This is a genomic window from Rhizobium sp. BK602, from assembly GCF_014195095.1.
Classification (GTDB): Bacteria; Pseudomonadota; Alphaproteobacteria; order Rhizobiales; family Rhizobiaceae; genus Rhizobium.
Genome location: NZ_JACIBC010000001.1, coordinates 107,924 through 129,531, shown reverse-complemented (window position 1 = coordinate 129,531; position 21,608 = coordinate 107,924). Strand labels below are relative to the sequence as shown.

The following is a 21,608-nucleotide window of genomic DNA, read 5'->3' as shown; positions in this document are numbered from 1 at the left end:
CCATGACACGGCTCGATGTAACGGACACCCCTTGCGAAAGCGATCTCGCGGCGATCAGCGACGGCCTGACCGCCTTCAACGCGGCCGATGTCGGCCCCTCGGCCCGGCGCGCGCTTGCCGTGCTGATCCGCGATGAAGGCGGCAATGCCATCGGCGGCATCTCGGGCTATACGGCCTGGGGCTGGCTGTTCACCGCGTGGCTGTTCGTACCGGAGACGCTTCGCGGCCAGGGCATGGCCGGCAAGCTGCTGGACGCGGCCGAAACCGAGGCGATCGCGCGCGGCTGCCACGGCGCCTGGATCGATACTTTCAACCCGCAGGCTTTGCGCGCCTATCAGCGGCAGGGTTACGCCATCTTCGGCGAACTCCCGGAATTTCCCGCCGGCCGCAGCCGCTATTTCCTGCAGAAAAAACTATCGCCCCGCTGATGCCGACGGGGCGATAATCTACTCCTTACAATATCTTAGACGGCGATCTTGCCGCCGCCGGTCTTGGTGATGGCCACCACGGCGGGACGCACCGGCATGTCCGGCTTGAAGTCCGGCCAGCGCGTCGACAAGTCCTCGTAGTAGGACGGACGGCCATGACCCGACCAGTCGTCGCCGCCGTCACCCGGATGCTGCACGGCGACGAAGGCCGTCCGGTCGTCGGGCAGGAACAGCGGGCCGCATAGTTCGGCGCCGACCGGCACCCGGTAGAACAGCTTCGAGGTTGCCCGCGCGGCACCTTCCGTATCGACAGCCCAGAGGCCGTCGGTGCGGCCGGTCGCCTTGTTGCTGTTGCCGTCGGTCGCCACCCAGAGACGGCCGGCGGCGTCGATCGAACAGTTGTCCGGCATGCCGAACCAGCCGTTCTTCGTCGTCTCGGTCGAGAAGGAGGCGCCGACATTGGCAACGGAAGGATCGCCGCACTTCAGCAGCACTTCCCACTTGCCCTTGGTCGCGGAGAAGACACCGTCATCCTCGCTGATCTCGATGATGTGACCGAAGGCATTGTCGGCGCGCGGATTGGCGGGATCGACCTGATCGGCCTTGCGCTTGCTGTTGTTGGTCAGCATCACATAGACCTTGCCGTTGACCGCATTGGGTTCGATGTCTTCCGGCCGGTCCATCTTGGTCGCGCCGAGCAGGTCTGCCGCGCGGCGCGTCTCGATCAGCACGTCGGCCTGGCTGGCAAAGCCGTTTTCCGCTGTCAGCGGCCCCTGGCCGAAGGTCAGCGGCAGCCAGGCGAGCGTGCCGTCCTCGGCGAACTTGGCGACGTAGAGCGTGCCGTTGTCGAGCAACTCGAGATTGGCGGCGCGGTCGGCGGCATTATAGGCGCCGGCGGTCACGAACTTGTAGACATAATCGAAGCGCTCGTCGTCACCGAGATAGAGGACCACGCGGCCATCCTTGGAGACGATATTGGCAGCACCTTCATGCTTCACCCGGCCGAGCGCCGTGCGCTTCTTCGGCACTGACTGCGGATCGAGCACGTCCACCTCGACCACCCAGCCATAGCGGTTCGGCTCGTGCGGCTCCTTCGACAGATCGAAGCGATCGTAGAAGTTCGCCCATTCGTAGCTGCCCTCCGGCACGCCGTAACGCTTGTAGTTGGCGGCTTCCTTATGGCCTTCCGGCAGCTTGCCGGAGAAATAGCCATGGAAGTTCTCCTCGGCCATGATGTAGGTGCCCCAGGGCGTGACGCCGCCGGCGCAATTGTTCAGCGTGCCGAAAACCTTGGCGCCGGTCGCGTCGGCCGCGGTCTTCAGCCGGTCATTTCCGGCCGCCGGACCGGTCAACCGCATCTCAGTCGTCGCGGTGATGCGGCGATTATACTTGCCGTCGGGCACGACCTGCCAACGGCCGTCCACCTTACGGATTTCGACGATGGTGCCGCCATGCGCGGCCATTTCGATATCCACCTGTTCCTTGCTCAGTGGCGCCTGCTTGATCTTGCCGTCGGCAATCGTCACCAGGCCCGGAAACATCAGGTGCGGATTGGTATATTCGTGGTTGACCACCAGCAGACCGTGTTCGGAGGAGCCCTCCAGCGGAATATAGCCGACATAGTCGTTGTTGTAGCCGAACTGGCGGCGCTGCGCCTCGGCGGTCTGGTTCTTCGGATCGAAAGCCGGTGAATCGGCAAAGAGCGCGTCGCCCCAGCGCAGCAGCACATTGGCGTCGTAGCCTTCGGCGACATGATGATCGGCATCGACCCCGGCTTCGACTTCCTTGAAGACGAAGGCCGAACCGCCGGCAGCGCGTGCCTTTTCCGCGCTCAGCAATGCAACAGGCCCCACCGTTGCGGCGATGGCGGAAACGGCAAGCGAGCCCTGCAGGAAACCCCGCCGCGAAAAGCGGCGTCCGATGATTTCCCCCATGGTCGGATTGTCGGTACAGTTGTGGCCTTCCCTGTCGGCATCCTCGAGCTGACTGGTCGGGAATATATCCTTTTGCGTGAGATTTCCGGTCATTGCATTACCCCCAAGTTTCGCAATTGCTCTTCATCAGAACGAGCAAAACTCTAGGTTCGCCATATGACAGGTAGATGAAAAACGCCCGCGTGGGGAACACGCGGGCGGCATTCGGCCAAGCCTGTGGAAATTGCGGAAACTAGACTGCGATCGCCACCGGCGGCAGATCATCGTCGTAAACCTCTTCATCGGCAGCGGCCGATGCGGCATCGTCCCGCCACGCGATCGTGCCTTGCAGCCGCTCATGCGTGTCGGCGGCAATCGGCACGACAAGCACCCGGTTGGGATCGACCGGCCCCGGAAAGGTCAGCGCGTTATAGGCGACCTTCTCGAAACCAAGCGGACAGTAATAAGGCGGATCGCCCACCAGGATGACGGCTTCCGACCCCTTGCGCCTGGCCGCCTCGATGGCGATCCGCACCAGCTCACGGCCGATGCCTTTGTTCTTGTGCGAGGGACGCACGGCAAGCGGGCCGAGCAGATGACCCTTGACCGAACCGGCCAGCACCGGCGTCATCCGCACGGAGGCGATCGTCTCGCCGTCATCGGCGCAGATGAAGGACAACGAACGGTCATGCGAGCCCTGCTCGCGAATCCGCGCCGCGGCGCGCGTAAACCGGCCGGGACCAAATGCTTCTTCGTTGATGAGTTCGATAACGGCGTCGTGCGACGCATCCTCGGTGAGGTAGACCAGATCGTGCTTGTACATTAGACCACAGAAACCAGATAGACATACGGGATGGTTCTCGAAAGCGCTCGTGGAGCGTTCGGGATCATCGGCGTCGTCGCAGGCTTCTGATTGCTTTCATGACAAGTGGTCCTCAAAGTGTGACAAGCCCGATAGCAGGAAATATCCGGCGCGTCCAATGCAAAATTCAAGCGCCCATGTCTTGATGCATGATCATGTCGGGATTCGGGCATAGCCCATCCCTTAAGATCGCCCCCACGCAGCCCGAGATCTTACCCGCGACACACTGTTCAGCGTTTGTCGCCTCGAAATTGCGGAATCATATCGTATCTTGAAACCGGGTTATTCGCAGCATTCCGAAAGGATCGAACAATGGGCATGTTGGTTGATGGCGTCTGGCAGGATGTCTGGTACGACACGAAGGAAACCAAAGGCCATTTCAAGCGCGCCGCATCGCAATTCCGCAACTGGATCACGGCCGACGGCGCAGCCGGGCCGAGCGGCACAGGCGGCTTCAAGGCGGAGGCCGGACGCTATCATCTCTATGTCTCGCTCGCCTGCCCCTGGGCGCACCGTACCCTGATCTTCCGCAAGCTGAAGAAGCTCGAAGAGCTGATCTCCGTTTCCATCGTCGATCCGCTGATGCTGGAAAACGGCTGGGAATTCAAAGACAAGGACGGCGGCACGGTCGATCATCTCTTCGGCGCCAAGGCGCTATGGGAAATCTACGTCAAGGCCGATCCGCATTATTCCGGCCGCGTCACCGTCCCAGTCCTCTGGGACAGGCAGACCGGTACGATCGTCAGCAACGAATCCGCCGAGATCATCCGCATGTTCAACAGCGCCTTCGACGGACTGACCGGCTCAAAGGATGATTTCTACCTTTCGGAGCTTCGCGCAGAGATCGATGCGCTGAACGAGACCATCTACGACACGGTCAACAACGGCGTCTACAAGGCCGGCTTCGCCACCGCGCAGGATGCCTATGAGCAGAGCGTACTGCGCCTGTTCGAAACCCTGGACAGGCTCGACCAGCGGCTGGAAAAGAGCCGTTACCTCCTAGGCGATCGCCTGACCGAGGCCGACTGGCGGCTATTCACGACGCTTGCCCGCTTCGACGCCGTCTATGTCGGCCATTTCAAATGCAACATCCGCCGCATCGAGGACTATCCGAACCTTTCGGGATATCTGCGGGATCTCTATCAGGTCCCCGGTGTCGCCGAGACGACCAACTTCAGGCATATCAAGGATCATTATTACCGCAGCCACCGGACGATCAATCCCACCGGCATCGTCCCGGTCGGCCCCGAGCTGGACCTCACGCGTCCACACGGGCGGGAGCGGTTGACGAAGGCGGCGGAATAGTCACCAATAGCTCGCCGGCGGCTCGCCGCCCTCCAGCTCTTTCAGCCGCCGGTAGGTCGCCTTGGTCGTCCCCGGCGGCAGGGCATCGAGCGCGAAGAAGCCGCTTTCGACGATCTCGCTATCCGGCCGGCGCGGTGCGGTCTGCTCCACCTGCGCGCGGAAGAAAACGACGTGATCGCGCTTGCTGGTCCGGTTGTTGAAATAGACATGGAAGAGCTGCGGCCGCCCCGAAATCACCAGATTGCCCTCCTCCCGCAATTCCTTCGCCAGCGCCTGCTCCACCGTCTCATGGCGCTCGACGCCGCCGCCGGGCATATGCCAGCCGGGCGTATAGGAATGCCGGACCAGGAAAATGCGACCTTCTCCGTCGAAGCAGGCCGCGCGCACGCCCATGGTCATGCTGCGGGTCAGCGCGAAATAGGCGTGCAGCATCCGGCCCAGCAGTTTCTCCCACCACCGGCGCGGTTCGTCGAGGCGCTCGGGACCGCTCATGCCGCCGCTCCGCCGTCACGATCCATCGACCGGCAACGGATGTATTTGTTTTGACGATGGACTGGGTTATGTCTCATCCCATGTTCAAGCTCGCGCATATCTCCGACGTTCATCTGGGTCCTTTGCCACGCCTTTCCATCAGGGAACTTGCTTCCAAGCGGATTACCGGTTTTGTGAACTGGCACCGGAACCGGCGCAAGCATCTTTTCGGCGATACGCTCGATCTTCTTCTCGACGATATCAAGGCAAAGCAGGCCGACCATCTCGCGGTCACCGGCGATCTCGTCAACCTGGCGAGCGGCATCGAGATCCAGACGGCGGCCGAATGGCTGAAAACCGTGGGCGATCCCGCCTTCACCTCCGTGGTTCCCGGCAATCACGATGCCTATGTGCCGGGCGCCTATGAAAAGGCGATGCGAGCCTGGTATCCCTATGTTCAAGGCGACCATGCGCCGCCCGAATGGCGGGAAGATCGGCACATCTTCCCCTATCTGCGCATCCGCGATCGCGTCGCGCTGATCGGCTGCTCCACGGCGGTCGCCACGCCGCCTTTCGCCGCCAGCGGCTTTTTCTCCGCCCGGCAGGCACGCGAAACGGTGAACATGCTGCGCGCTGCCGGCGAGGCCGGCCTCTTCCGTATCGTCATGATCCACCACCCGCCGATTCGCGGCGCCACCAGCTTCTACAAGCGCATGATCGGCATCCGCCGCTTCGCCGCCGTCATCTCGACCGGCGGCGCCGAACTGGTGCTGCATGGTCATACTCACCTCAACACGCTGCATTGGCTCAAGGGCCAGACCGGCCCGGTGCCGGTCGTCGGCATCGCCTCGGCCTCGCAGGGTCCCGGCGGCCTGAAACCGGCCGCCGCCTACAATCTCTTCACCATCGACGGCCATCCCGGCGCGTGGGAGCTCAAGGCGGAACGCTTCAGCCTCAATGCGCGCGGCGACGAAATACAGGCCGCGGGCGTCGACATTCTGGCTTCGTAATCCCGGCTTTTTATCCGCCCTATCCCATCGTTTCGGTAGCGTTTTCGCCTATCCGGAGCTACAATCGCAGCATGTGATTTCGAGAGGATATCATGGGTGTCGGGATGAAGAATTCGGTCACGATCGCGCTTGCCGCCGGCTTCCTGCTCGGCGCCAATCTCCATGTCTTCGCCGCCGGCTCCGAAAGCGATGAAACCGCGCCGCCGCCGAAGAGCAAGACGACCACCGAATGCAAGAACGGCGAAGTCTGGGACAAGGACAAGAAAAAGTGCGTGAAACCGCAAAAGAGCGGCTTCAACGACGATCAGCTTTTCCAGGCGGCGCGCGAATTCGCCTATGCCGGCCAATATGACAATGCCATCACCGTCCTGAAGCTTGCCAGGAACCAGGACGATCCCCGCATCCTGAACTATCTCGGCTATTCCAACCGCAAGGCCGGCCGCATGGAACTCGGCATGAGCTACTATCGCAAGGCCCTGCAGCGCGATGAGAATTACATCCTAGCCCGCTCCTATATGGGCCAGGCGCTGCTCGAACAGGGCGATGTCCAGGGCGCGCGCGTGCAGCTTGTCGAAATCCGCGATCGCGGCGGCGAAAACAGTTGGGCCTATCGCTCGCTGCTGCAATCGCTGAACGGTCAGATCACCTATTGAGACCTGTGCGGGAAGCGCCCGTCTCAACTTCGCGTGAGGCGTTGAAAGGAAGCATGCGGCCCTCTTTGAAGACTTGCGAAACGGCACGAAAATGGTTCATACCATAATGGAACAATCCTCCGGCTCTCACCGCTTTTCCCCGGAGAAAAGCCGTCTTCCGCCGGAAGATATCCGCAGCACAACAGACCCGAACCTCTGCCTGGAAAGACAATGCCTACGCCGGTAGCAGCCACTGATATCAGACGCGATCTGGTCGGCCTTCTCCCGAAGCTCCGGCGCTTCGCGGTGACGCTGACCGGCGACCTCACCGAGGCGGACGACCTCGTTCAAAGCATCTGTCAGCGCGGCATTGCCAAGTTTCATCTCTGGAGCAATGACGGCCGGCTGGAGAGCTGGCTCTACACGATGGCCCGCCATCAATGGTTCGACGAGACCCGCCGCCACCGTCTGCGGTCTGCCGCGAAGGGAGCCGCGCTGGAACAGGGAGAACTGGCAGCACCCGGCGTTCATTCCAATCCGGTCGAGGCGAGCGAAGCGCATCGCATGGTCACGTCCCTGCCCGAGGGACTGGCCAGCGTCTTCCTGCTGGTGGACGTCGAAGGTCATAGTTACAAGCAAACGGCCGATATTCTCGGCATCCCCCTGTCGGCGGTGACGACGCGGCTTTCCAGCGCCCGTCTTCGCCTCGCCGCCCAGGGCCACAGCCGCACGCCGCGAAGGTTCTGACATTGCAGGATATGAAGAAAATGCCGCTCGAAGCCCGCCTGTCCGCCTTCATGGACGGCGAGACGAGCCGCGAGGAGAAGGAAGAGCTGGAGCGCCTGATCGCTTCCGATCCGGAAGCACGGCGGATTTTCGATGAGCTGAAGCATGGCTCCGATGTCGGCCGCAAAGCCTTCGACGAAGTGCTGAAGGAACCGGTGCCGCTGGCGCTGGTGCGCTCGATCAAGAGTGCGCAGGCGCCCAAGGCGCGAGAGCCGGCTCCTCGCCTGTCCAGGCCCGCCTTCAAGCTTGCTCCCACCGGCCGCCAGGCGCTGGCCGCAGCCCTTATCCTCTTCGTTGTCGGCGGCGGCATGGGCTATCTTCTCGGCGTCCTTCCGACCAGCTCCCCCGCGCCCGCCCCCGTCCCCGCGGCAACGACGCCGAGCCGCACCTGGCTGGACGAGATCGCTGCCTATCACCGCATCTATTCGCGCCAACCACGCCATATGGTCGAGGTGCAGGCAAGCGAAGTCGACGAAATCACCAAATGGCTGACGAGTACGGTGGGCGTGACGTTCAACCTGCCGGATCTTGCCGCCGACGGGCTGGTTTTCCAGGGCGCGCGCATGTTCGTCGCCGATGGCAGGCCTGCCGGGCAATTGATCTACAAGAATCTCGACGGCGACGTCATCGCCGTCTGCTTCACGAAAAGAGACGGCGCGCCCGGCGACGGCAATTTCGACGAGATCATCAAGGACGATATCAGCATCGTCTCCTGGCATCGCAATGGTACGACCTATGCGGTCGTCGGCCCCTCCTCCGACGCGATGCTCGACGAGATCGCCAACAGGGTCGCAACGGAAATCTAGAGCAATTCGAGGAAACGCTGCGACGCTCTAAACCGCATCGCGATCTTTCGGATTTACGTCTCGCCCTTTATTAGATCCTCGATCCTGCGCATGTCGCCGAACGAGCTTGTGCTTGCGGCTTTGGCTCGACCGGAGGATACTATATTCCATCGATCGCAGCCGCTGAGAGCGCTTGGCGGGCGTTCGCCGTGGAGATCGAATATGTCCGAGATTCTGCTTACCATTCCGGAACTTGACAGACGCATGGCCATCATCCGGGAAAACCTGCGGGAATTGATCGAACAGGCAACCGCCTATTCCGGCGCCGCGGACGAGGAGCGGGCATCGGAGCGCATCGCCGAGCAGGAGGAAGAACTCGAACGCTTGACCAAACTCCGCGACGAGCTTTCCCGCAATCAATCCTGAGCCGAAGGGCGGACAAGCGTCCGCCGCTTCCGTTCCCGTCAGTGGCTCGATGAAACGGCGTTTAACGAAACGGTGCCGGCGAAATCGTTGTCGCCGCCTGCTCGCCGGTAAAGATGATCACCGCGAATAGCAGCACGCCGATAAAGGTGACGATCGATGCGGCCGCGACGACCGGCTCCATGGCCATATTGCCGAGAAGCATGAGGTAGAGGGCCGGCACCAAGACCGCCACACCCACCGTGTAAACGACATATTGAACCATCGCCAGGCGCCTTTCCGCCTTGCGTGGGTTCAGGGCATGATAGCCACCGAAGATCGCCATGGTCACCCAGCCAAGAAGATTGGCGTGCGCATGCGCACCGATAACACTGTGATCCCTGGTGATCGCCATATTGAGGCCTATCCCGATTCCGACGATCAGGAATATGATTGCCGTCTTGAAGTATAATTTGGCAATGCGCGGCATTTTCCCCTCCTCCGCATTCTGAACCAGAAGAATATCATATAATTTAACCTTAGAAAAATATATGGCATTCGGGAATAATCCGGAAATCATCTTGATACAATCCTTCGCCTTACCTCGCCGACAGGCAAGTGTGTCGCCCCGGCAACATCGCGCCATCACAGCGCGCATGGCCTTCGCGCTAAACCGGTGATTGCCGCTGACATCGAAGGCGTCATGCGCTATAGATCCACCCAAGCGACTTTCAGAGGAGAGCACTTTGATGAGAACCCACGGCACAGGAAACCACCGCTGAAAAGCAGTGCCGTGACGGGCTGCTGGTTCGGCCCATCCATCAAATTGCCATTCTCGCCCCTGGAGGGCACCCATGTTTCGTCGCTTCGAAAAGCTCGTCGATCCATTCCAGAATTATGACGACCCGACCCTGCCGCCGGATAGCTGGCGCTACCTCAAAAGCAATCTGCGCCCGTTTCGCCTTGTCATGGCCATGAGCCTTGGCTTGACCGTGATCGGCGCGGCGATCGAGGTCTGGCTGATCGGCTATACCAGCCATCTCGTGGATATTCTGGCGACAGTGCGACCGGATCGGCTCTGGGCCTCGCACGGCGTCGCATTGCTCACCGCCGCCGCGCTCGTCCTGATCGGACGGCCGCTTGCCGGCTATCTCCGCGAAAGCCTGGACGATATCGCCTTCCGCCCGAATGCCGAAACCCTGGTCCGCTGGCGGGCGCACCGCCATGTGCTCCGCCAATCCGTCGGCTGGTTCCGCCAGGATTTTTCCGGACGGATCGCCGCGCAGGTGCGCGATATCGGCAGTTCGGCGACGGGTGCCGCCTATGCCGTGCTGCACACCCTGTCCTTTGTCACCATTTATGTCGCGGGCTCCTTCTGGCTGATGGCCGCGATCGATCCGCGCCTCATCTGGCCGTTGCTGATCTGGGTCTGCTGCTATCTCGGGCTGATGGCCGTCGTCATTCCACGACTTCGTAAGGCATCCGAGGATTATCAGGGCGCCTACTCCGCGCTGACGGGCATGCTGGTCGATACCTATGCCAATATCGATATCATCAAGCTCTTCGCCAATGCGGAGGAAGAAGACCGCGAGGCACGGGAGCGCTTCGCCGCCGCCCGCGCCACATTCGTGCGCGTGCAGAAGCTCGAGGTCATGGTCAATTCGAGCATGTTGTTCCTCGGCAGCTTTCTGATCGTCGGGCTGGTCGGCTATGCCGTCTTCCTGTGGCAGGCCGGCAGCGCGCCGCTCGGGTTGATTGCAGCCTCGCTCGCCTTGAGCTTCCGCATCGCCGGCATGGCCGAATGGATGCTCGATGCGGTATCATCGTTGTTCGGCCACCTCGGCGCCCTGCGGCAATCGCTGCTGACCGTCGCGCAACCGCTCGCCATCGCCGACAGGCCCGCCGCGCCTGCGCTTGTGGTCCGCAAGGGAGCGATCACCTTCCGGGACGTAAGCCATCACTACGGCAAGGGAAACGGCGGCCTCGACGGCGTTTCGCTAAGGATCGCGCCCGGCGAAAAGGTCGGTCTCGTCGGTCGCTCCGGCAACGGCAAGTCGACGCTCGTCCATCTGCTGCTGCGCTTCTTCGATCCGGAAGCGGGTATTATCGAGATCGACGGGCAGGATATCCGCGCCGTGGCGCAGGAAAGCCTGCGCCAGCAGATCGGTATGGTGAGCCAGGATGCCGCCCTGCTGCATCGCTCCGTCCGCGACAACATCGCCCATCGCGATCCCCGTTTCCCGGAACCCGCAATCGCCCAAGCAGCGAACAAGGCGGAAGCCGCCGGCCTCATCGCGACCCTCGTGGATCGCGATGACCGCACCGGCTACGATGCCCATGTCGGCGAACGCGGCGTCCACCTGTCGGGTGGACAGCGGCAGCGCATCGCCCTTGCCCGCGCCATCCTCAAGGACGCACCGATCCTGGTGCTCGACGAGGCGACCTCGGCGCTGGATTCGGAGGTGGAAGCCGCCATCCAGGAGACGCTCTATGGCGTCATGGAGGGAAAGGCGGTCATCGCCATCGCCCACCGCCTGTCGACCATCGCCCGTATGGACCGCATCGTGGTGCTCGACCAAGGGCGGATCGCCGAAGATGGTACGCATACGGAGCTGCTCGCCCGCGATGGTATCTATGCCGCTCTCTGGTCACGGCAATCCGGCGGCTTCATCGGCAAGGACGAGAGCGCCGAGACCAAATAGGCGAAAAGAAAACCCCTCGACGATGCCGAGGGATTTTCCATGCATCAAACGATCGAGACTGAACTCAGCTCTTCTTCTGGAGATCGAGCACGCGGTTCGCCGCCGAGACGATCGCCTCGAGCGATGCGGCGACGATATTGGTGTTGATGCCGGCGCCGAAGAGCTTGCCGCCCGGATAGGAGGTCTCGACATAGGAGATCGCCGCGGCGTTGGAGCCATGCTGCAGCGAGTGCTCGGAATAGTCCTCGACCGTCATCGGAATGCCGAGATAGATCGACAGCGCATTGATGAAGCCGTCGATCGGTCCGTTGCCGCGGCCTTCGATGCGCTTCACCTCGCCATTGTCGGTGATCTCGGCGGCGACGATGCGCTGGCCCTTATGCTCGGGATCGGCGAAAGTGTGATGGTCGACGAAGCGCAGGCGGGCATTCGGCTGCGTCACGTAGCGCTCGATGAAGTGCTCGTAGATCCGCTTCGCAGGCAGCTCCTTGCCTTCCTCGTCGGTAATGCGCTGGATCTCCTCACGATACTCCACCTGCAGATTGCGCGGCAGGTTGATGCCGTAATCCTGCTGCATGATATAGGCGATGCCACCCTTGCCCGACTGCGAGTTGATGCGGATGATCGCCTCGTAGGTGCGGCCGACATCCTGCGGATCGATCGGCAGATAGGGCACTTCCCAGACCGGATGATTGGCGACCTTCGCCGCCTTCATGCCCTTGTTGATCGCGTCCTGATGCGAACCGGAGAAGGCGGTATAGACCAGCTCGCCGACATAGGGGTGACGCTCGCCGATCGCCATCTGGTTGGAATATTCGAAGACGTCCTTCATGCGCTCGATGTTGGAGCAATCCAGCTCCGGATCGATGCCCTGCGTGAACATGTTGAGCGCCATGGTGACGACGTCGACATTGCCGGTACGCTCGCCATTGCCGAACAGCGTGCCTTCGACGCGGTCGGCGCCGGCCATCAGGGCCAGCTCGGCGGCGGCGATGCCGGTGCCGCGGTCGTTGTGCGGATGCAGGGAGATCAGCAGGTTCTCGCGGTTGTCGAGATTGCGGCACATCCATTCGATCTGGTCGGCATAGACGTTCGGCGTCGCCATTTCGACCGTAGACGGCAGATTGATGATCAGCTTGTTGTCCGGCGTCGGCTTCACCACCTCGATGACGGCATTGCAGATTTCCAGCGCCACATCCAGCTCGGTGCCGGTGAAGCTTTCCGGCGAATATTCGAAACGATAGCCGCCGCCGGCCTTGGCGGCCATATCGGTGATCATCTTCGCCGCATCGACGGCGATTTCCTTGATCCCCTTCACATCCTTGGCGAACACGACACGGCGCTGCAATTCGCTGGTGGAATTGTAGAAGTGCACGATCGGCTTCTTGGCGCCTTCCAGAGCCTCGAAGGTGCGGGTGATCAGCTCGGGCCGGCATTGAACGAGAACCTGCAGCGACACGTCGTCGGGCACATTGCCCTGCTCGATGCACCAGCGGGCGAAATCGAAGTCGGTCTGCGAGGCCGAGGGGAAACCGATCTCGATTTCCTTGAAGCCCATGTCCAGCAGCAGCTGGAACATGCGGGCCTTGCGGTCATGACCCATCGGGTCGACCAGCGCCTGGTTGCCGTCGCGCAGGTCGACGGAACACCAGATCGGCGCCTTGGTGATGGTCTTCGAAGGCCAGGTACGGTCGGGAATGTTGATTTGCGGATAGGCGCGGTACTTCACCGCTGCTTCGGGCATGCCTTTGGGGGAATGGCTGTTCGCGTCCATGGTCTCGTCTCTTCCTTTCCCGTCATTTGCCCCGCGTCTTAACCGATCACAGACGGTTTGGCGATGACAAATGCGGACCCTTTGGAGGGTATGCTGTCGATTTTAGGGTAAGTCGCGAGGAGCGATGGCCAGCGGGCTTTTCGGCCGCCGGGCGCTCCTCAAAGGACCCGGCAACCGCGCGTAAGGCCGAGGAGGAGAAGCGAAGTGAGGGCGCGCGTATTGTCACGCAGGGCAACGCGCCCACGTGCAATCTGTTCGGAAATCTTTGCGCCAGTCGTCTTCATGGCCGCGCTTATAGCCGCGCGGCGAAAAAGAAGCAACCCCCTGCCCATCTCTTCGGCAATTGCCACTTATCGCTTCAGCTTTTGTACCGCATGCGACAGCGCCATCATCAGCCCGCCGGCAATCAGCCCCCAGAAGGCACCGGAGATCCCCGCCAGCGAGACGCCGGAGGCCGTGACCAGAAAGGTGACGGCCGCCGCCTCGCGCGATTCGGCCCTCTGAAAGGCATTCAGAGCCGAATTGGAGAGCGCGCCGACCAGCGCCAGTCCGGCAACCGCCTCGATCAGGACCGGCGGCGCGAGAGCGACGAAGGCCGTCACCGCGCCGGCAAGCAGGCCGAGAATAATATAGACAACGCCCGCGACGATCGCCGCCCAATAGCGCCGCCGGGGATCGGCATGCGCGTCCTGTCCGGCGCACATGGCAGCGGTGACGGCGGCGAGATTGACGGCATGGCCGCCGAAAGGCGCGGCAAGCAGCGAAAACAGGCCGGTCATGACAAAGAGCGGACCCGGCTTCGGATCGTAGTGATGAACCTTCAGCACTGCGATCCCGGGAATATTCTGCGACGCCATGGTGACGATGAACAGCGGCAGCGCGATGGAGACCAGTCCGGCGACGGTGAAGACCGGCGTGACCAACTCGACGCTCGGCACCAGCGAATGCGCCAGCGACGCGAAAGCCCCCGCGGGGATCTTCACGCCGAAGGCCAGCACTAGCACGAAGGCGCCGAGCGCCGCCGGCACCGCCCACAGCCGCTTGAACGCCCCGACCACGATCCAGGCGACCATGATCGGCAGGCCGAACAGCGGATTGAAGGCGATCGCCTTGACCGGCGCGAAACAGAGCCCCAGCAGCACGCCGGCAAGCATCGCATTGGCGAGCGTCGCCGGAATGGCGGCAACGGCCCGCCCGAGCGGCCGGAACAGGCCGGCAACGACGATCAGCACCGCACAGACGAGAAAAGCGCCGACCGCCGCCGGAAAACCGCCCTCGATCGCGCCGGCACTGGCGAGCAGCGCAGCCCCCGGCGTCGACCATGCGATGCTGACCGGCAGCCTCGTCACGGCGCTCAAGATGACAGCGCAAAGCCCCATCGATACCGACAGCGCCATTAGACCCGACGCCGCCTCCCCACCCGTTGCCCCCACAGCCTGCAGCCCATGCAGCACGACCGCAAAGGAACTGCAGAAACCGACGACGGCGGTGAGACAGCCCATGAACAGGCTTTGAACCGAAAAATCCTTGAACATGGCAGAGGCACGCGACTCGTGAAAGCGAAGCGCGCATGGAGCATTACAAGCCTGGGACGTGCAAGCTTTGTTTTGAGAATGAGTAACAAGAGGCAGCAAGAGCTATCAGTCCGCGACCGGAATTATGCAGTCCGTGCCAGCCGCAGGGTTGAGGTAGCTCTACCCCTCACAAATCATGCAATAACATGCAAATTGACTCTCTCGTTATTACACGTTAATGCATGATCATGAGCAGTTCACTTCCATTATCCCGAAGAGATGTCATCGAATCACGGCTTGCGGAGGGGCGCGAGATCGTGGCCGCGGCGCTGGCGGCGGAGTTCAACGTGTCCGAGGATGCCGTGCGCCGCGATCTGCGGGCGCTAGCCGCCGAGGGCAAATGCCGGCGTGTCTATGGCGGCGCGCTTCCGCTTTTGACGCTGTCTCAGCCCATCTCCGCCCGGATCGGGCAGGCATCCGATCGAAAAAGAGTGCTGGCGCGGGTAGCGGTCGGAATGATCCAGCCGGGCGAATTCCTGTTTTTCGATAGCGGCAGCACGAATCTCGCGATGGTGGAGTTGCTGCCGAAGAACAGCGAAGTGACGATCGCGACGAATTCCATCGATATAGCCAGCGCCGTCATGAAACGTGGCGACATTCCGCTCGTGCTGATCGGCGGAGCGGTCGATCCCGTGGTGGGCGGCAGCGTCGATGCCGGTGCTGTGGCGGCGATCGAAACCATGAACATCGATCGCTGCTTCGTCGGCGTCTGCGCGATCTCGGCGCGAAACGGCATCAGCGTGTACGAACATGCGGACGCGATCTTCAAGCGGACGCTCCTCAAGCGCAGCGCGCTGCGCATCGCGATGATCACATCCGAGAAATTTCACGAACGCGCGCCGCATCGCATCGGCGGCGCGGCGGATATCGATTGGCTGATCGTCGAGAACGACCTGCCGGCCGAGGATGAGGAAGCAGCCCTAGCCGCCGGCTTCACGCTTCTGAAGCCGGATGGCGTCGCTTCATCCTCCTGATTTTTGGAAAGACAGGGAAACATCATGCAATCCACCGATCGGCCGGAGACCCGGCTCGCAACACGGCTTGCCTTCTTGGTTGCGGGCTTCGGCCTCGCCTGCTGGGCTCCGCTGGTGCCCTTCGCCAAGAACCGGCTCGGGGTCGATGACGGCGTGCTCGGCATGCTGCTGCTCTGCCTCGGCCTCGGCTCCGTGGCCGCAATGCTCGTCACCGGCATGTTGAGCGCGCGATACGGCAGCAAGCCGATCATCATCGCCGCCGGGCTCGGGCTCGCAATCATACTGCCGTTTCTGACGGTAGCCAGTACACCGTTCACGCTGGGTCTCGCCCTCGCCGCCTTCGGCGCATCTCTAGGCTCGATCGACGTCGCGATGAATATCCACGCCGTCGAAGTCGAGAAGGGTGCGGACCGACCGCTGATGTCCGGCTTCCATGCGCTTTTCAGCATCGGCGGCTTCGTCGGTTCGCTGCTGGTGACGCTGCTGCTCTCCATTCAGGCCGGCCCTCTCGTTGCAACATTGCTCTGCTCGGCGCTGATGGTGCTCGCCATGGCCATCGCCTGGCCCCGGCTGCTGAAGACCGCGCAGTCGGAGGACGCGCCGCTCTTCGTCATTCCGCGCGGCTTCGTCCTGCTGCTTGCATTCCTTGCCGCCATCACCTTCCTTGTCGAAGGTGCCATTCTCGATTGGAGCGCCCTGCTCCTGACGACCGAGGGCCGGCTCGATGCAAGCCATGGCGGCCTCGGCTATATGCTGTTTGCCATCGCCATGACGGTCGGCCGCCTGGGCGGCGATGCGATCACCGCAAAAATCGGCGACCGGGCGATATTGCTGTGGGGCGGGATCATCGCGGTCGCTGGTTTCGCCATTCTCCTGCTGAGCCCGGTCACGATCCTCGCCATGAGCGGATTCCTGTTCATCGGGCTCGGCGCGTCCAATATCGTGCCGGTGCTGTTCCGCAAGGGCGGAGCACAGACGGCCATGCCATCGGGGCTTGCCATCGCCGCGATCACCATGACCGGCTATGCCGGCGTCCTCGTCGGTCCCGCAGGCATGGGCTTCGTGGCCGATCACATCGGCCTGCCCGGCTCCTTCTGGGCGCTCGCCATACTGCTTTGCGCAGCGCCCCTTTGCGCCGGCATCGTCACCCGCAATCAGGATCGGGAGGAGGAAGATGCGCATCGCCCATACCGCTCTATGGACGCGTGATCTCGATGCCGCAGCGGCATTCTGGATGAAATATTTCGGGGCGACGGTCGGCGAACCCTATCACAGCCGGCGCCGCCACGGCTTCATATCCCGCTTCGTCTCTCTGCCGGAAAGCGCCGACCAGATCGAACTGATGACCGGGCCATGGCTTGCGGCCGACGCGCAAGGCGAGCGCGTCGGCTGGGATCATATCGCGGTGTCGCTGGGAGACCGGGCCGCCGTCGACAGGCTTGCGGAACGATGCCAAACGGATGGCTGCCTGATATCCGGGCCGCGAACGACCGGCGACGGCTTTTACGAGGCCGTCATCGCCATGCCGGACGGAACCCCGGTCGAGATCACTCCATAGGAGGAGGCGCGCACGAGACCGCACGTCAGCCTCTTCCAAATCCGCCGCTTCAGGAAACGTTGCACCCTCCCGAGCGGCGAAAGCTGGCGGCGGAACCGCCGCCAGCGCCTTCCTCAAGATGCAATGGGCTGAATCTCTTCGCCTTGCAGCAAAACGCCCTCGCCTACCGTCCGGCAAGCGAGGGCGCTTTCATGTCAACGGCAAAACCCAGCGGATCAGATATCCGCCTGCGAGGTCACGATCCGCGAGACCAGTCCGTAGGCCTTGGCTTCCTCGGCGGAGAGCCAGTAGTCGCGGTCCGTATCCTTGGCGATGCGCTCGACCGGCTGGCCGGTGGCTTCCGAGAAGATCTTGTTCAGGCGCTCGTTCATCTTGATGATCTCGCGAGCCTGAATTTCGATGTCGGAGGCCATGCCGCGCGTGCCGCCGGACGGTTGGTGCAGCAGGAAGCGGGTGTTGGGCAGGCAAATGCGGCGCTCCTTCGGAGCGGCAACATAGATCAGCGCGCCGGCGGAGGCGACCCAGCCGGTGCCGATGATCCAAACCTTCGGCTTGATGAACTTGATCATGTCATGAATGGAATCGCCGGATTCGACATGGCCGCCGGGCGAATTCACGTAGATGCGGATGTCGTCATCGCTGGCTGCGGCAAGAGCAACGAGCTGCGAGCAGACCTTCTGCGCCAGTTCCTGCGTGATGCCGCCATAGATGAAGATCGAACGCGACTTGAAAAGATTCGCCTCCGCGTCCTTGCCCAAGGGCTGCTCGGTCTTCTTGTCTTCCTGTTCGTCTTCGTCGTTCATTCCACTCTCCAGCATGATGCGTCGTTCACCGCACATAGTGCGACTCAATGCGTAAAACAATGCCGGAAAAAGGCAAGGCGTGAATAGCGGCCGGTAACAGGGTGTTATGGTTGCGGATTACCGAAATGTAACTTGCACAGGCTTTGAAAAGCCGGAATTGCATCCTACGTCAGGTCAGCGTGGGAAATCTCGCGCTCCGAATTTGCAGCAACAGATCGCCAAGGAGGCCATCATGTCGCCCGAAGAACGTCAATTGCTCGCCTCTCTCTTCGACCGCGTGCGCGCGACCGCCAACACCCAGCGCGACGCCGATGCCGAAGCCTTCATCAACCAGTCGATCCGCGAACAGCCCGCCGCGCCCTATTTCCTGGCGCAGGCCGTGCTTGTTCAAGAACAGGGCATGAAGGCAGCGGCCGACCGCATCCAGCAGCTCGAAGCGCGCGTGCACGAACTGGAGCAGCAGGGCGCCGATGCCCACGCACAGCCTCAGGGCAGCGGCGGCTTCCTCGGCGGTCTCGGTTCGCTCTTCGGTGGCAATCAGCAGCAACAGCGCGCGCCCGCGCCGCAGGCGGGCTATCCGCCGCAGCAGCAGGGCCGGCTTTATGACGACTATGCCCGCAATGCGCAGCCGCAGCCCGGCCCATGGGGCGGCCAGCCGCAGCCGTCCGGTCCGTGGACCCAGCAGGCAGCAGGCCCCTCGGCGGGCGGCAGCTTCCTGCGCGGGGCGCTGGGTACGGCGGCCGGCGTTGCCGGCGGCGTGATGCTGGCGAATTCGCTCTCCAGCCTCTTCAGCCCGCATCTCGGCGGCACGGCAGCGGCGTCCGGCCTCGGCGGCCTCTTCGGCGGCACCGCCGCCAACGCCGCCGACCAGCCGGCACAGGAAACGATCATCAACAACAATTATTTCGGCAACGACGACAACAACAAGGACGACGGCGGCGTCCAGAATGCCGACTACACCCCGGACGATCAGGACGACGATGACTACGACGATTCGTCCTATGACTCGGGCGGCGACGACAGCTCGTTTGCCTGAGCTCATACACCCCTGACGATAGCAAAAAGCCGCCTCCTTCCGGATGGCGGCTTTTTCGTTACCCGCGCCCGCGATAGGGCTGCACGCCCTGATCCGGCAGCCATACGCCCTCCGGCGGCTTGCCGGTCTGCCAGAAAACGTCGATCGGGATGCCGCCGCGCGGATACCAGTAGGCGCCGATACGCAGCCATTTCGGGTCCAGTAGATCGACCAGCCGCTTGGCGATATAGATCGAGCAATCCTCGTGGAAGGCGCCGTGGTTGCGGAAGGAATGCAGGAAGAGCTTCAGCGACTTCGATTCCACCAGCCATTCGTTCGGCACATAGTCGATGACGATATGGGCGAAATCGGGCTGGCCGGTCATCGGGCAGAGCGAGGTGAATTCCGGCGCGGTGAAACGCACGACATAATCCGTACCGGCATGGCCGGCGGGCACCTTCTCGAGAACGGCGGCTTCGGGGTTTGCGGCCGTTTCCGTCTGGCTGCCGAGCATCGACAGGCCGGAAACATCGGTCTTGGGCATATCAGGTCTCCTTGATCACTTTGACGCGGATGCCGTGGGCCTTCTCGCCCTCCGGCTCCACGTGAATGGTTATTTCCGCGCCCGCATGGATCGCTCGTATGGCGTCTTCAAGGCGGTCGCAGATGCGATGGGCCTCACGCACCGGCATGGCAGCCGGCACGACCAGGTGGAAATCGACGAAAGTGACCGCCCCAGCCCGGCGCGTCTTCAGGTCGTGCACGCCGAGAGAGCCTTCGGCATGCGTCGCGATCGCCGCCTTGATCGCCCCTTCCTCGTCCGGCAGGACGGCCTTGTCCATCAGGCCGTCGATGGAGGCCGAGATCACCTTCCAGCCCTGATAGAGAATGTTGATGGCGACCAGGATGGCAAGCACAGGGTCGAAGATCGGATAGCCGGTTCCGAGTGCCAACAACAGGCCGACAAGCACGCCGACCGACGTATAGACGTCCGACATGATATGCTGCCCGTCCGCCGTCAGGGCCGGCGAGCGATGCTCCCGGCCGGCGCGGATCAGCGTCAGCGCCCAGAAGGCGTTGATGACACCGGCGCCGAGATTGACGACGAGGCCGAGCACCGGCGCCTGCATCGGCTGCGGGTTGCCGAGATGCCCCACCGCCTCCTGCACGATCATCAGCGCGGCAACGACGATCATCACCCCCTCGGTGACGGCGGAGAGATATTCCGCCTTGTGATGACCGAAGGGATGGTCGCGGTCGGCCGGCTTCTGCGCATAGCGGATGACGAAGAAGGCGATGAAGGCGGCAACGACATTGACGAGGGATTCCAGACCGTCCGACAGAAGCGCGACGGAACCCGTCACCCACCAGGCGACCATCTTCAGCCCCATGACACCAAGCGATAGCGGGATACCCCACAGGGCAAGCCGCCTGATCGTATCGTTTCCTCGGCTGTTCATGCGCTTCTCCAGATGTCGGCACACCGTGCTTATGCGAACGAATTGCAAAAACGGCGCCATTCAAATGCAAAACCGCCCGCGCGAAATTCGCGCAGGCGGCTCATCAAGGGCTCATATGATGCAGAACGGCCCGTTTGTCAAAGGATGGCCCATCTATCAAATGGATGGACTGGCTCGCGCGCACCACAATTTATCCCCAATGCACCGGTTAAACCAATCCAAGCCGGCTTTCCCAAGCGGATGAAGAATGATCGAGGTCGCAATCCCGCACGGATTCGAGGCCTGCCATGCGCTACAGGTGAAAATCCTGCTGGTACTTTGCCGCGCGATCGCGCAGTAGACATACGCCCTAGCATGACGGACGGCATCCGCAGGCGAAGGGCATCCCACTCCAAGCCCTATGGTTGAACATGCAGCCCTCCGATGATCCCGCCGATCCGTACGACACCTCCTCCGCCACCGTATCGCCGGAAGCAGCCGCTCATCTGATCGCGGCTTGCGCCTTTTCCGAGGAGGAGCGCACGGCGGTCTACCGTGCCATCGAGACGCGTCGCGACGTGCGCGACCAGTTCCGGCCCGATCCCCTGCCCGACGATCTCGTCCGACGGCTGCTGGAGGCGGCCCATCGCGCGCCTTCGGTGGGCTTCATGCAGCCATGGAACTTCATCATGATCCGGCAGGCGGAGACGCGCGAACGGGCGTGGCAGGCATTCAGCCAGGCAAACGAGGAAGCCGCCCTGATGTTCGAAGGCGGGCGGCGCGCGCAATATCAGCGGCTGAAACTGGAAGGCATCCGCAAGGCGCCGCTCAGCATCTGCATCACCTGCGACACCAAGCGCGGCGGCCCGGTCGTGCTCGGCCGCACGCACAATCCCGCGACGGATGTCTATTCGACCGTCTGCGCGGTACAAAATCTCTGGCTGGCGGCACGCGCCGAAGGCGTCGGCGTCGGCTGGGTCAGTATCTTCCACGAGGACGCCATCAAGGCGATCCTGAAGATACCCGACCACGTCAAGATCGTCGCCTGGCTCTGCCTCGGCTATGTCGACGAACTCTACGACATGCCTGAACTTGCCGTGAAGGGCTGGCGCGACCGCCTGCCGCTCGACAAGCTCGTCTTCGAGGAAGGCTGGCAGGATTGCGAGGACCTGTAA

The 21,608-nt window shown here is 62.4% G+C and carries 22 protein-coding genes; 13 read left to right on the top strand and 9 right to left on the bottom strand.

Annotation, left to right across the window (positions count from 1 at the left end; all coding sequences use genetic code 11):
• The first annotated feature begins 2 nt into the window (after positions 1 to 2).
• Entirely contained in the window at positions 3 to 428 is a 426-nt protein-coding gene (locus tag FHX11_RS00625; protein WP_184354019.1) for a GNAT family N-acetyltransferase, read from the top strand.
• 35 nt (positions 429 to 463) lie between these two features.
• On the opposite strand, the gene FHX11_RS00620 is transcribed toward FHX11_RS00625, so the two are convergent.
• Entirely contained in the window at positions 464 to 2,455 is a 1,992-nt protein-coding gene (locus FHX11_RS00620; protein WP_184354017.1) for a PhoX family phosphatase, read from the bottom strand.
• A gap of 139 nt (positions 2,456 to 2,594) precedes the next feature.
• On the bottom strand, positions 2,595 to 3,164 hold the full coding sequence (locus FHX11_RS00615; RefSeq protein WP_184354015.1) for an N-acetyltransferase: 570 nt from the start codon (positions 3,162 to 3,164) through the stop codon (positions 2,595 to 2,597).
• Between the two features lie 351 nt (positions 3,165 to 3,515).
• Here FHX11_RS00615 and FHX11_RS00610 point away from each other — a divergent pair, with 351 nt between their 5' ends.
• Entirely contained in the window at positions 3,516 to 4,508 is a 993-nt protein-coding gene (locus FHX11_RS00610) for a glutathione S-transferase family protein (RefSeq protein ID WP_184354013.1), read from the top strand.
• Here the strand turns inward: FHX11_RS00610 and FHX11_RS00605 are convergent, their stop codons facing one another.
• Positions 4,509 to 5,000 (bottom strand): NUDIX domain-containing protein, encoded by a 492-nt coding sequence (locus FHX11_RS00605; RefSeq protein WP_184354011.1) that lies wholly within the window; start codon positions 4,998 to 5,000, stop codon positions 4,509 to 4,511.
• A 50-nt stretch (positions 5,001 to 5,050) separates the two neighbouring features.
• Here FHX11_RS00605 and FHX11_RS00600 point away from each other — a divergent pair, with 50 nt between their 5' ends.
• The 5 genes from FHX11_RS00600 to FHX11_RS00580 all read left to right on the top strand — a co-directional run bounded on the left by FHX11_RS00600 (position 5,051) and on the right by FHX11_RS00580 (position 8,618).
• Positions 5,051 to 5,989 carry a metallophosphoesterase gene (locus tag FHX11_RS00600; protein WP_184354009.1) on the top strand — a complete coding sequence of 313 codons (939 nt, stop codon included), beginning with the start codon at positions 5,051 to 5,053 and terminating at the stop codon, positions 5,987 to 5,989.
• 104 nt (positions 5,990 to 6,093) lie between these two features.
• Positions 6,094 to 6,642, top strand: coding sequence for a tetratricopeptide repeat protein (locus FHX11_RS00595; RefSeq protein ID WP_246780862.1), 549 nt, complete (start codon positions 6,094 to 6,096; stop codon positions 6,640 to 6,642).
• Positions 6,643 to 6,852: 210 nt separating this feature from the next.
• The gene (locus FHX11_RS00590; RefSeq protein WP_184354005.1) at positions 6,853 to 7,368 is read left to right on the top strand and encodes an RNA polymerase sigma factor; all 516 of its coding nucleotides are present in this window, start codon (positions 6,853 to 6,855) and stop codon (positions 7,366 to 7,368) included.
• Between the two features lie 20 nt (positions 7,369 to 7,388).
• Positions 7,389 to 8,213: an anti-sigma factor gene (locus FHX11_RS00585; RefSeq protein ID WP_184354003.1), complete on the top strand. Its 825-nt coding sequence runs from the start codon at positions 7,389 to 7,391 to the stop codon at positions 8,211 to 8,213.
• Between the two features lie 201 nt (positions 8,214 to 8,414).
• Entirely contained in the window at positions 8,415 to 8,618 is a 204-nt protein-coding gene (locus tag FHX11_RS00580; RefSeq protein WP_184354001.1) for a hypothetical protein, read from the top strand.
• Positions 8,619 to 8,679: 61 nt separating this feature from the next.
• Here the strand turns inward: FHX11_RS00580 and FHX11_RS00575 are convergent, their stop codons facing one another.
• Positions 8,680 to 9,084: a hypothetical protein gene (locus tag FHX11_RS00575; protein WP_184355735.1), complete on the bottom strand. Its 405-nt coding sequence runs from the start codon at positions 9,082 to 9,084 to the stop codon at positions 8,680 to 8,682.
• A gap of 364 nt (positions 9,085 to 9,448) precedes the next feature.
• On the opposite strand from FHX11_RS00575, the gene FHX11_RS00570 reads away from it, so the two are divergent.
• The gene (locus FHX11_RS00570) at positions 9,449 to 11,296 is read left to right on the top strand and encodes an ABC transporter ATP-binding protein (RefSeq protein WP_184353999.1); all 1,848 of its coding nucleotides are present in this window, start codon (positions 9,449 to 9,451) and stop codon (positions 11,294 to 11,296) included.
• Between the two features lie 64 nt (positions 11,297 to 11,360).
• Here FHX11_RS00570 and leuA read toward each other — a convergent pair whose 3' ends face one another.
• Together leuA and FHX11_RS00560 are read right to left on the bottom strand one after the other, a co-directional pair.
• On the bottom strand, positions 11,361 to 13,070 hold the full coding sequence (gene leuA, locus FHX11_RS00565; RefSeq protein WP_184353997.1) for a 2-isopropylmalate synthase: 1,710 nt from the start codon (positions 13,068 to 13,070) through the stop codon (positions 11,361 to 11,363).
• A gap of 350 nt (positions 13,071 to 13,420) precedes the next feature.
• Entirely contained in the window at positions 13,421 to 14,605 is a 1,185-nt protein-coding gene (locus FHX11_RS00560; protein ID WP_184353995.1) for a benzoate/H(+) symporter BenE family transporter, read from the bottom strand.
• A gap of 227 nt (positions 14,606 to 14,832) precedes the next feature.
• On the opposite strand from FHX11_RS00560, the gene FHX11_RS00555 reads away from it, so the two are divergent.
• Genes FHX11_RS00555 through FHX11_RS00545 form a run of 3 tightly spaced genes read left to right on the top strand, consistent with a single transcriptional unit; the run spans position 14,833 to position 17,176 of the window.
• The gene (locus FHX11_RS00555; RefSeq protein WP_184353994.1) at positions 14,833 to 15,618 is read left to right on the top strand and encodes a DeoR/GlpR family DNA-binding transcription regulator; all 786 of its coding nucleotides are present in this window, start codon (positions 14,833 to 14,835) and stop codon (positions 15,616 to 15,618) included.
• Between the two features lie 24 nt (positions 15,619 to 15,642).
• Positions 15,643 to 16,827 carry an MFS transporter gene (locus tag FHX11_RS00550; RefSeq protein ID WP_184353992.1) on the top strand — a complete coding sequence of 395 codons (1,185 nt, stop codon included), beginning with the start codon at positions 15,643 to 15,645 and terminating at the stop codon, positions 16,825 to 16,827.
• Complete coding sequence (locus FHX11_RS00545; RefSeq protein WP_184353990.1) at positions 16,793 to 17,176, top strand: VOC family protein; 384 nt, start codon at positions 16,793 to 16,795, stop codon at positions 17,174 to 17,176. The genes FHX11_RS00550 and FHX11_RS00545 overlap by 35 nt, the downstream gene beginning before the upstream one ends.
• Positions 17,177 to 17,391: 215 nt before the next feature.
• Here the strand turns inward: FHX11_RS00545 and FHX11_RS00540 are convergent, their stop codons facing one another.
• Positions 17,392 to 17,979: an ATP-dependent Clp protease proteolytic subunit gene (locus tag FHX11_RS00540; protein WP_184353988.1), complete on the bottom strand. Its 588-nt coding sequence runs from the start codon at positions 17,977 to 17,979 to the stop codon at positions 17,392 to 17,394.
• 232 nt (positions 17,980 to 18,211) lie between these two features.
• On the opposite strand from FHX11_RS00540, the gene FHX11_RS00535 reads away from it, so the two are divergent.
• A complete protein-coding gene (locus FHX11_RS00535) occupies positions 18,212 to 19,015 on the top strand; it encodes a DUF2076 domain-containing protein (RefSeq protein WP_184353986.1) in 804 nt (267 codons plus the stop codon).
• 58 nt (positions 19,016 to 19,073) lie between these two features.
• On the opposite strand, the gene queF is transcribed toward FHX11_RS00535, so the two are convergent.
• Positions 19,074 to 19,538 (bottom strand): preQ(1) synthase, encoded by a 465-nt coding sequence (queF, locus tag FHX11_RS00530; RefSeq protein WP_184353984.1) that lies wholly within the window; start codon positions 19,536 to 19,538, stop codon positions 19,074 to 19,076.
• 1 nt (position 19,539) lies between these two features.
• Positions 19,540 to 20,454 (bottom strand): CDF family cation efflux transporter EmfA, encoded by a 915-nt coding sequence (gene emfA, locus FHX11_RS00525; protein WP_184353983.1) that lies wholly within the window; start codon positions 20,452 to 20,454, stop codon positions 19,540 to 19,542.
• Positions 20,455 to 20,864: 410 nt separating this feature from the next.
• Here emfA and bluB point away from each other — a divergent pair, with 410 nt between their 5' ends.
• Entirely contained in the window at positions 20,865 to 21,608 is a 744-nt protein-coding gene (gene bluB / locus FHX11_RS00520) for a 5,6-dimethylbenzimidazole synthase (protein ID WP_246780861.1), read from the top strand.

Excerpts from the sequence above, each read along its gene's own strand:
- FHX11_RS00555 (WP_184353994.1), top strand. The coding sequence starts at position 14,833 with ATGAGCAGTTCACTTCCATTATCCCGAAGAGATGTCATCGAATCACGG.
- FHX11_RS00580 (WP_184354001.1), top strand. The coding sequence starts at position 8,415 with ATGTCCGAGATTCTGCTTACCATTCCGGAACTTGACAGACGCATGGCC.
- FHX11_RS00625 (WP_184354019.1), top strand. The coding sequence starts at position 3 with ATGACACGGCTCGATGTAACGGACACCCCTTGCGAAAGCGATCTCGCG.
- FHX11_RS00570 (WP_184353999.1), top strand. The coding sequence starts at position 9,449 with ATGTTTCGTCGCTTCGAAAAGCTCGTCGATCCATTCCAGAATTATGAC.
- FHX11_RS00545 (WP_184353990.1), top strand. The coding sequence starts at position 16,793 with ATGCGCATCGCCCATACCGCTCTATGGACGCGTGATCTCGATGCCGCA.
- FHX11_RS00535 (WP_184353986.1), top strand. The coding sequence starts at position 18,212 with ATGTCGCCCGAAGAACGTCAATTGCTCGCCTCTCTCTTCGACCGCGTG.
- FHX11_RS00540 (WP_184353988.1), bottom strand. The coding sequence starts at position 17,979 with ATGAACGACGAAGACGAACAGGAAGACAAGAAGACCGAGCAGCCCTTG.
- emfA (WP_184353983.1), bottom strand. The coding sequence starts at position 20,454 with ATGAACAGCCGAGGAAACGATACGATCAGGCGGCTTGCCCTGTGGGGT.
- FHX11_RS00595 (WP_246780862.1), top strand. The coding sequence starts at position 6,094 with ATGAAGAATTCGGTCACGATCGCGCTTGCCGCCGGCTTCCTGCTCGGC.
- bluB (WP_246780861.1), top strand. The coding sequence starts at position 20,865 with ATGCAGCCCTCCGATGATCCCGCCGATCCGTACGACACCTCCTCCGCC.
- FHX11_RS00575 (WP_184355735.1), bottom strand. The coding sequence starts at position 9,084 with ATGCCGCGCATTGCCAAATTATACTTCAAGACGGCAATCATATTCCTG.
- FHX11_RS00550 (WP_184353992.1), top strand. The coding sequence starts at position 15,643 with ATGCAATCCACCGATCGGCCGGAGACCCGGCTCGCAACACGGCTTGCC.
- FHX11_RS00615 (WP_184354015.1), bottom strand. The coding sequence starts at position 3,164 with ATGTACAAGCACGATCTGGTCTACCTCACCGAGGATGCGTCGCACGAC.
- FHX11_RS00610 (WP_184354013.1), top strand. The coding sequence starts at position 3,516 with ATGGGCATGTTGGTTGATGGCGTCTGGCAGGATGTCTGGTACGACACG.
- FHX11_RS00620 (WP_184354017.1), bottom strand. The coding sequence starts at position 2,455 with ATGACCGGAAATCTCACGCAAAAGGATATATTCCCGACCAGTCAGCTC.
- leuA (WP_184353997.1), bottom strand. The coding sequence starts at position 13,070 with ATGGACGCGAACAGCCATTCCCCCAAAGGCATGCCCGAAGCAGCGGTG.
- FHX11_RS00605 (WP_184354011.1), bottom strand. The coding sequence starts at position 5,000 with ATGAGCGGTCCCGAGCGCCTCGACGAACCGCGCCGGTGGTGGGAGAAA.
- FHX11_RS00590 (WP_184354005.1), top strand. The coding sequence starts at position 6,853 with ATGCCTACGCCGGTAGCAGCCACTGATATCAGACGCGATCTGGTCGGC.
- FHX11_RS00585 (WP_184354003.1), top strand. The coding sequence starts at position 7,389 with ATGCCGCTCGAAGCCCGCCTGTCCGCCTTCATGGACGGCGAGACGAGC.
- queF (WP_184353984.1), bottom strand. The coding sequence starts at position 19,538 with ATGCCCAAGACCGATGTTTCCGGCCTGTCGATGCTCGGCAGCCAGACG.
- FHX11_RS00560 (WP_184353995.1), bottom strand. The coding sequence starts at position 14,605 with ATGTTCAAGGATTTTTCGGTTCAAAGCCTGTTCATGGGCTGTCTCACC.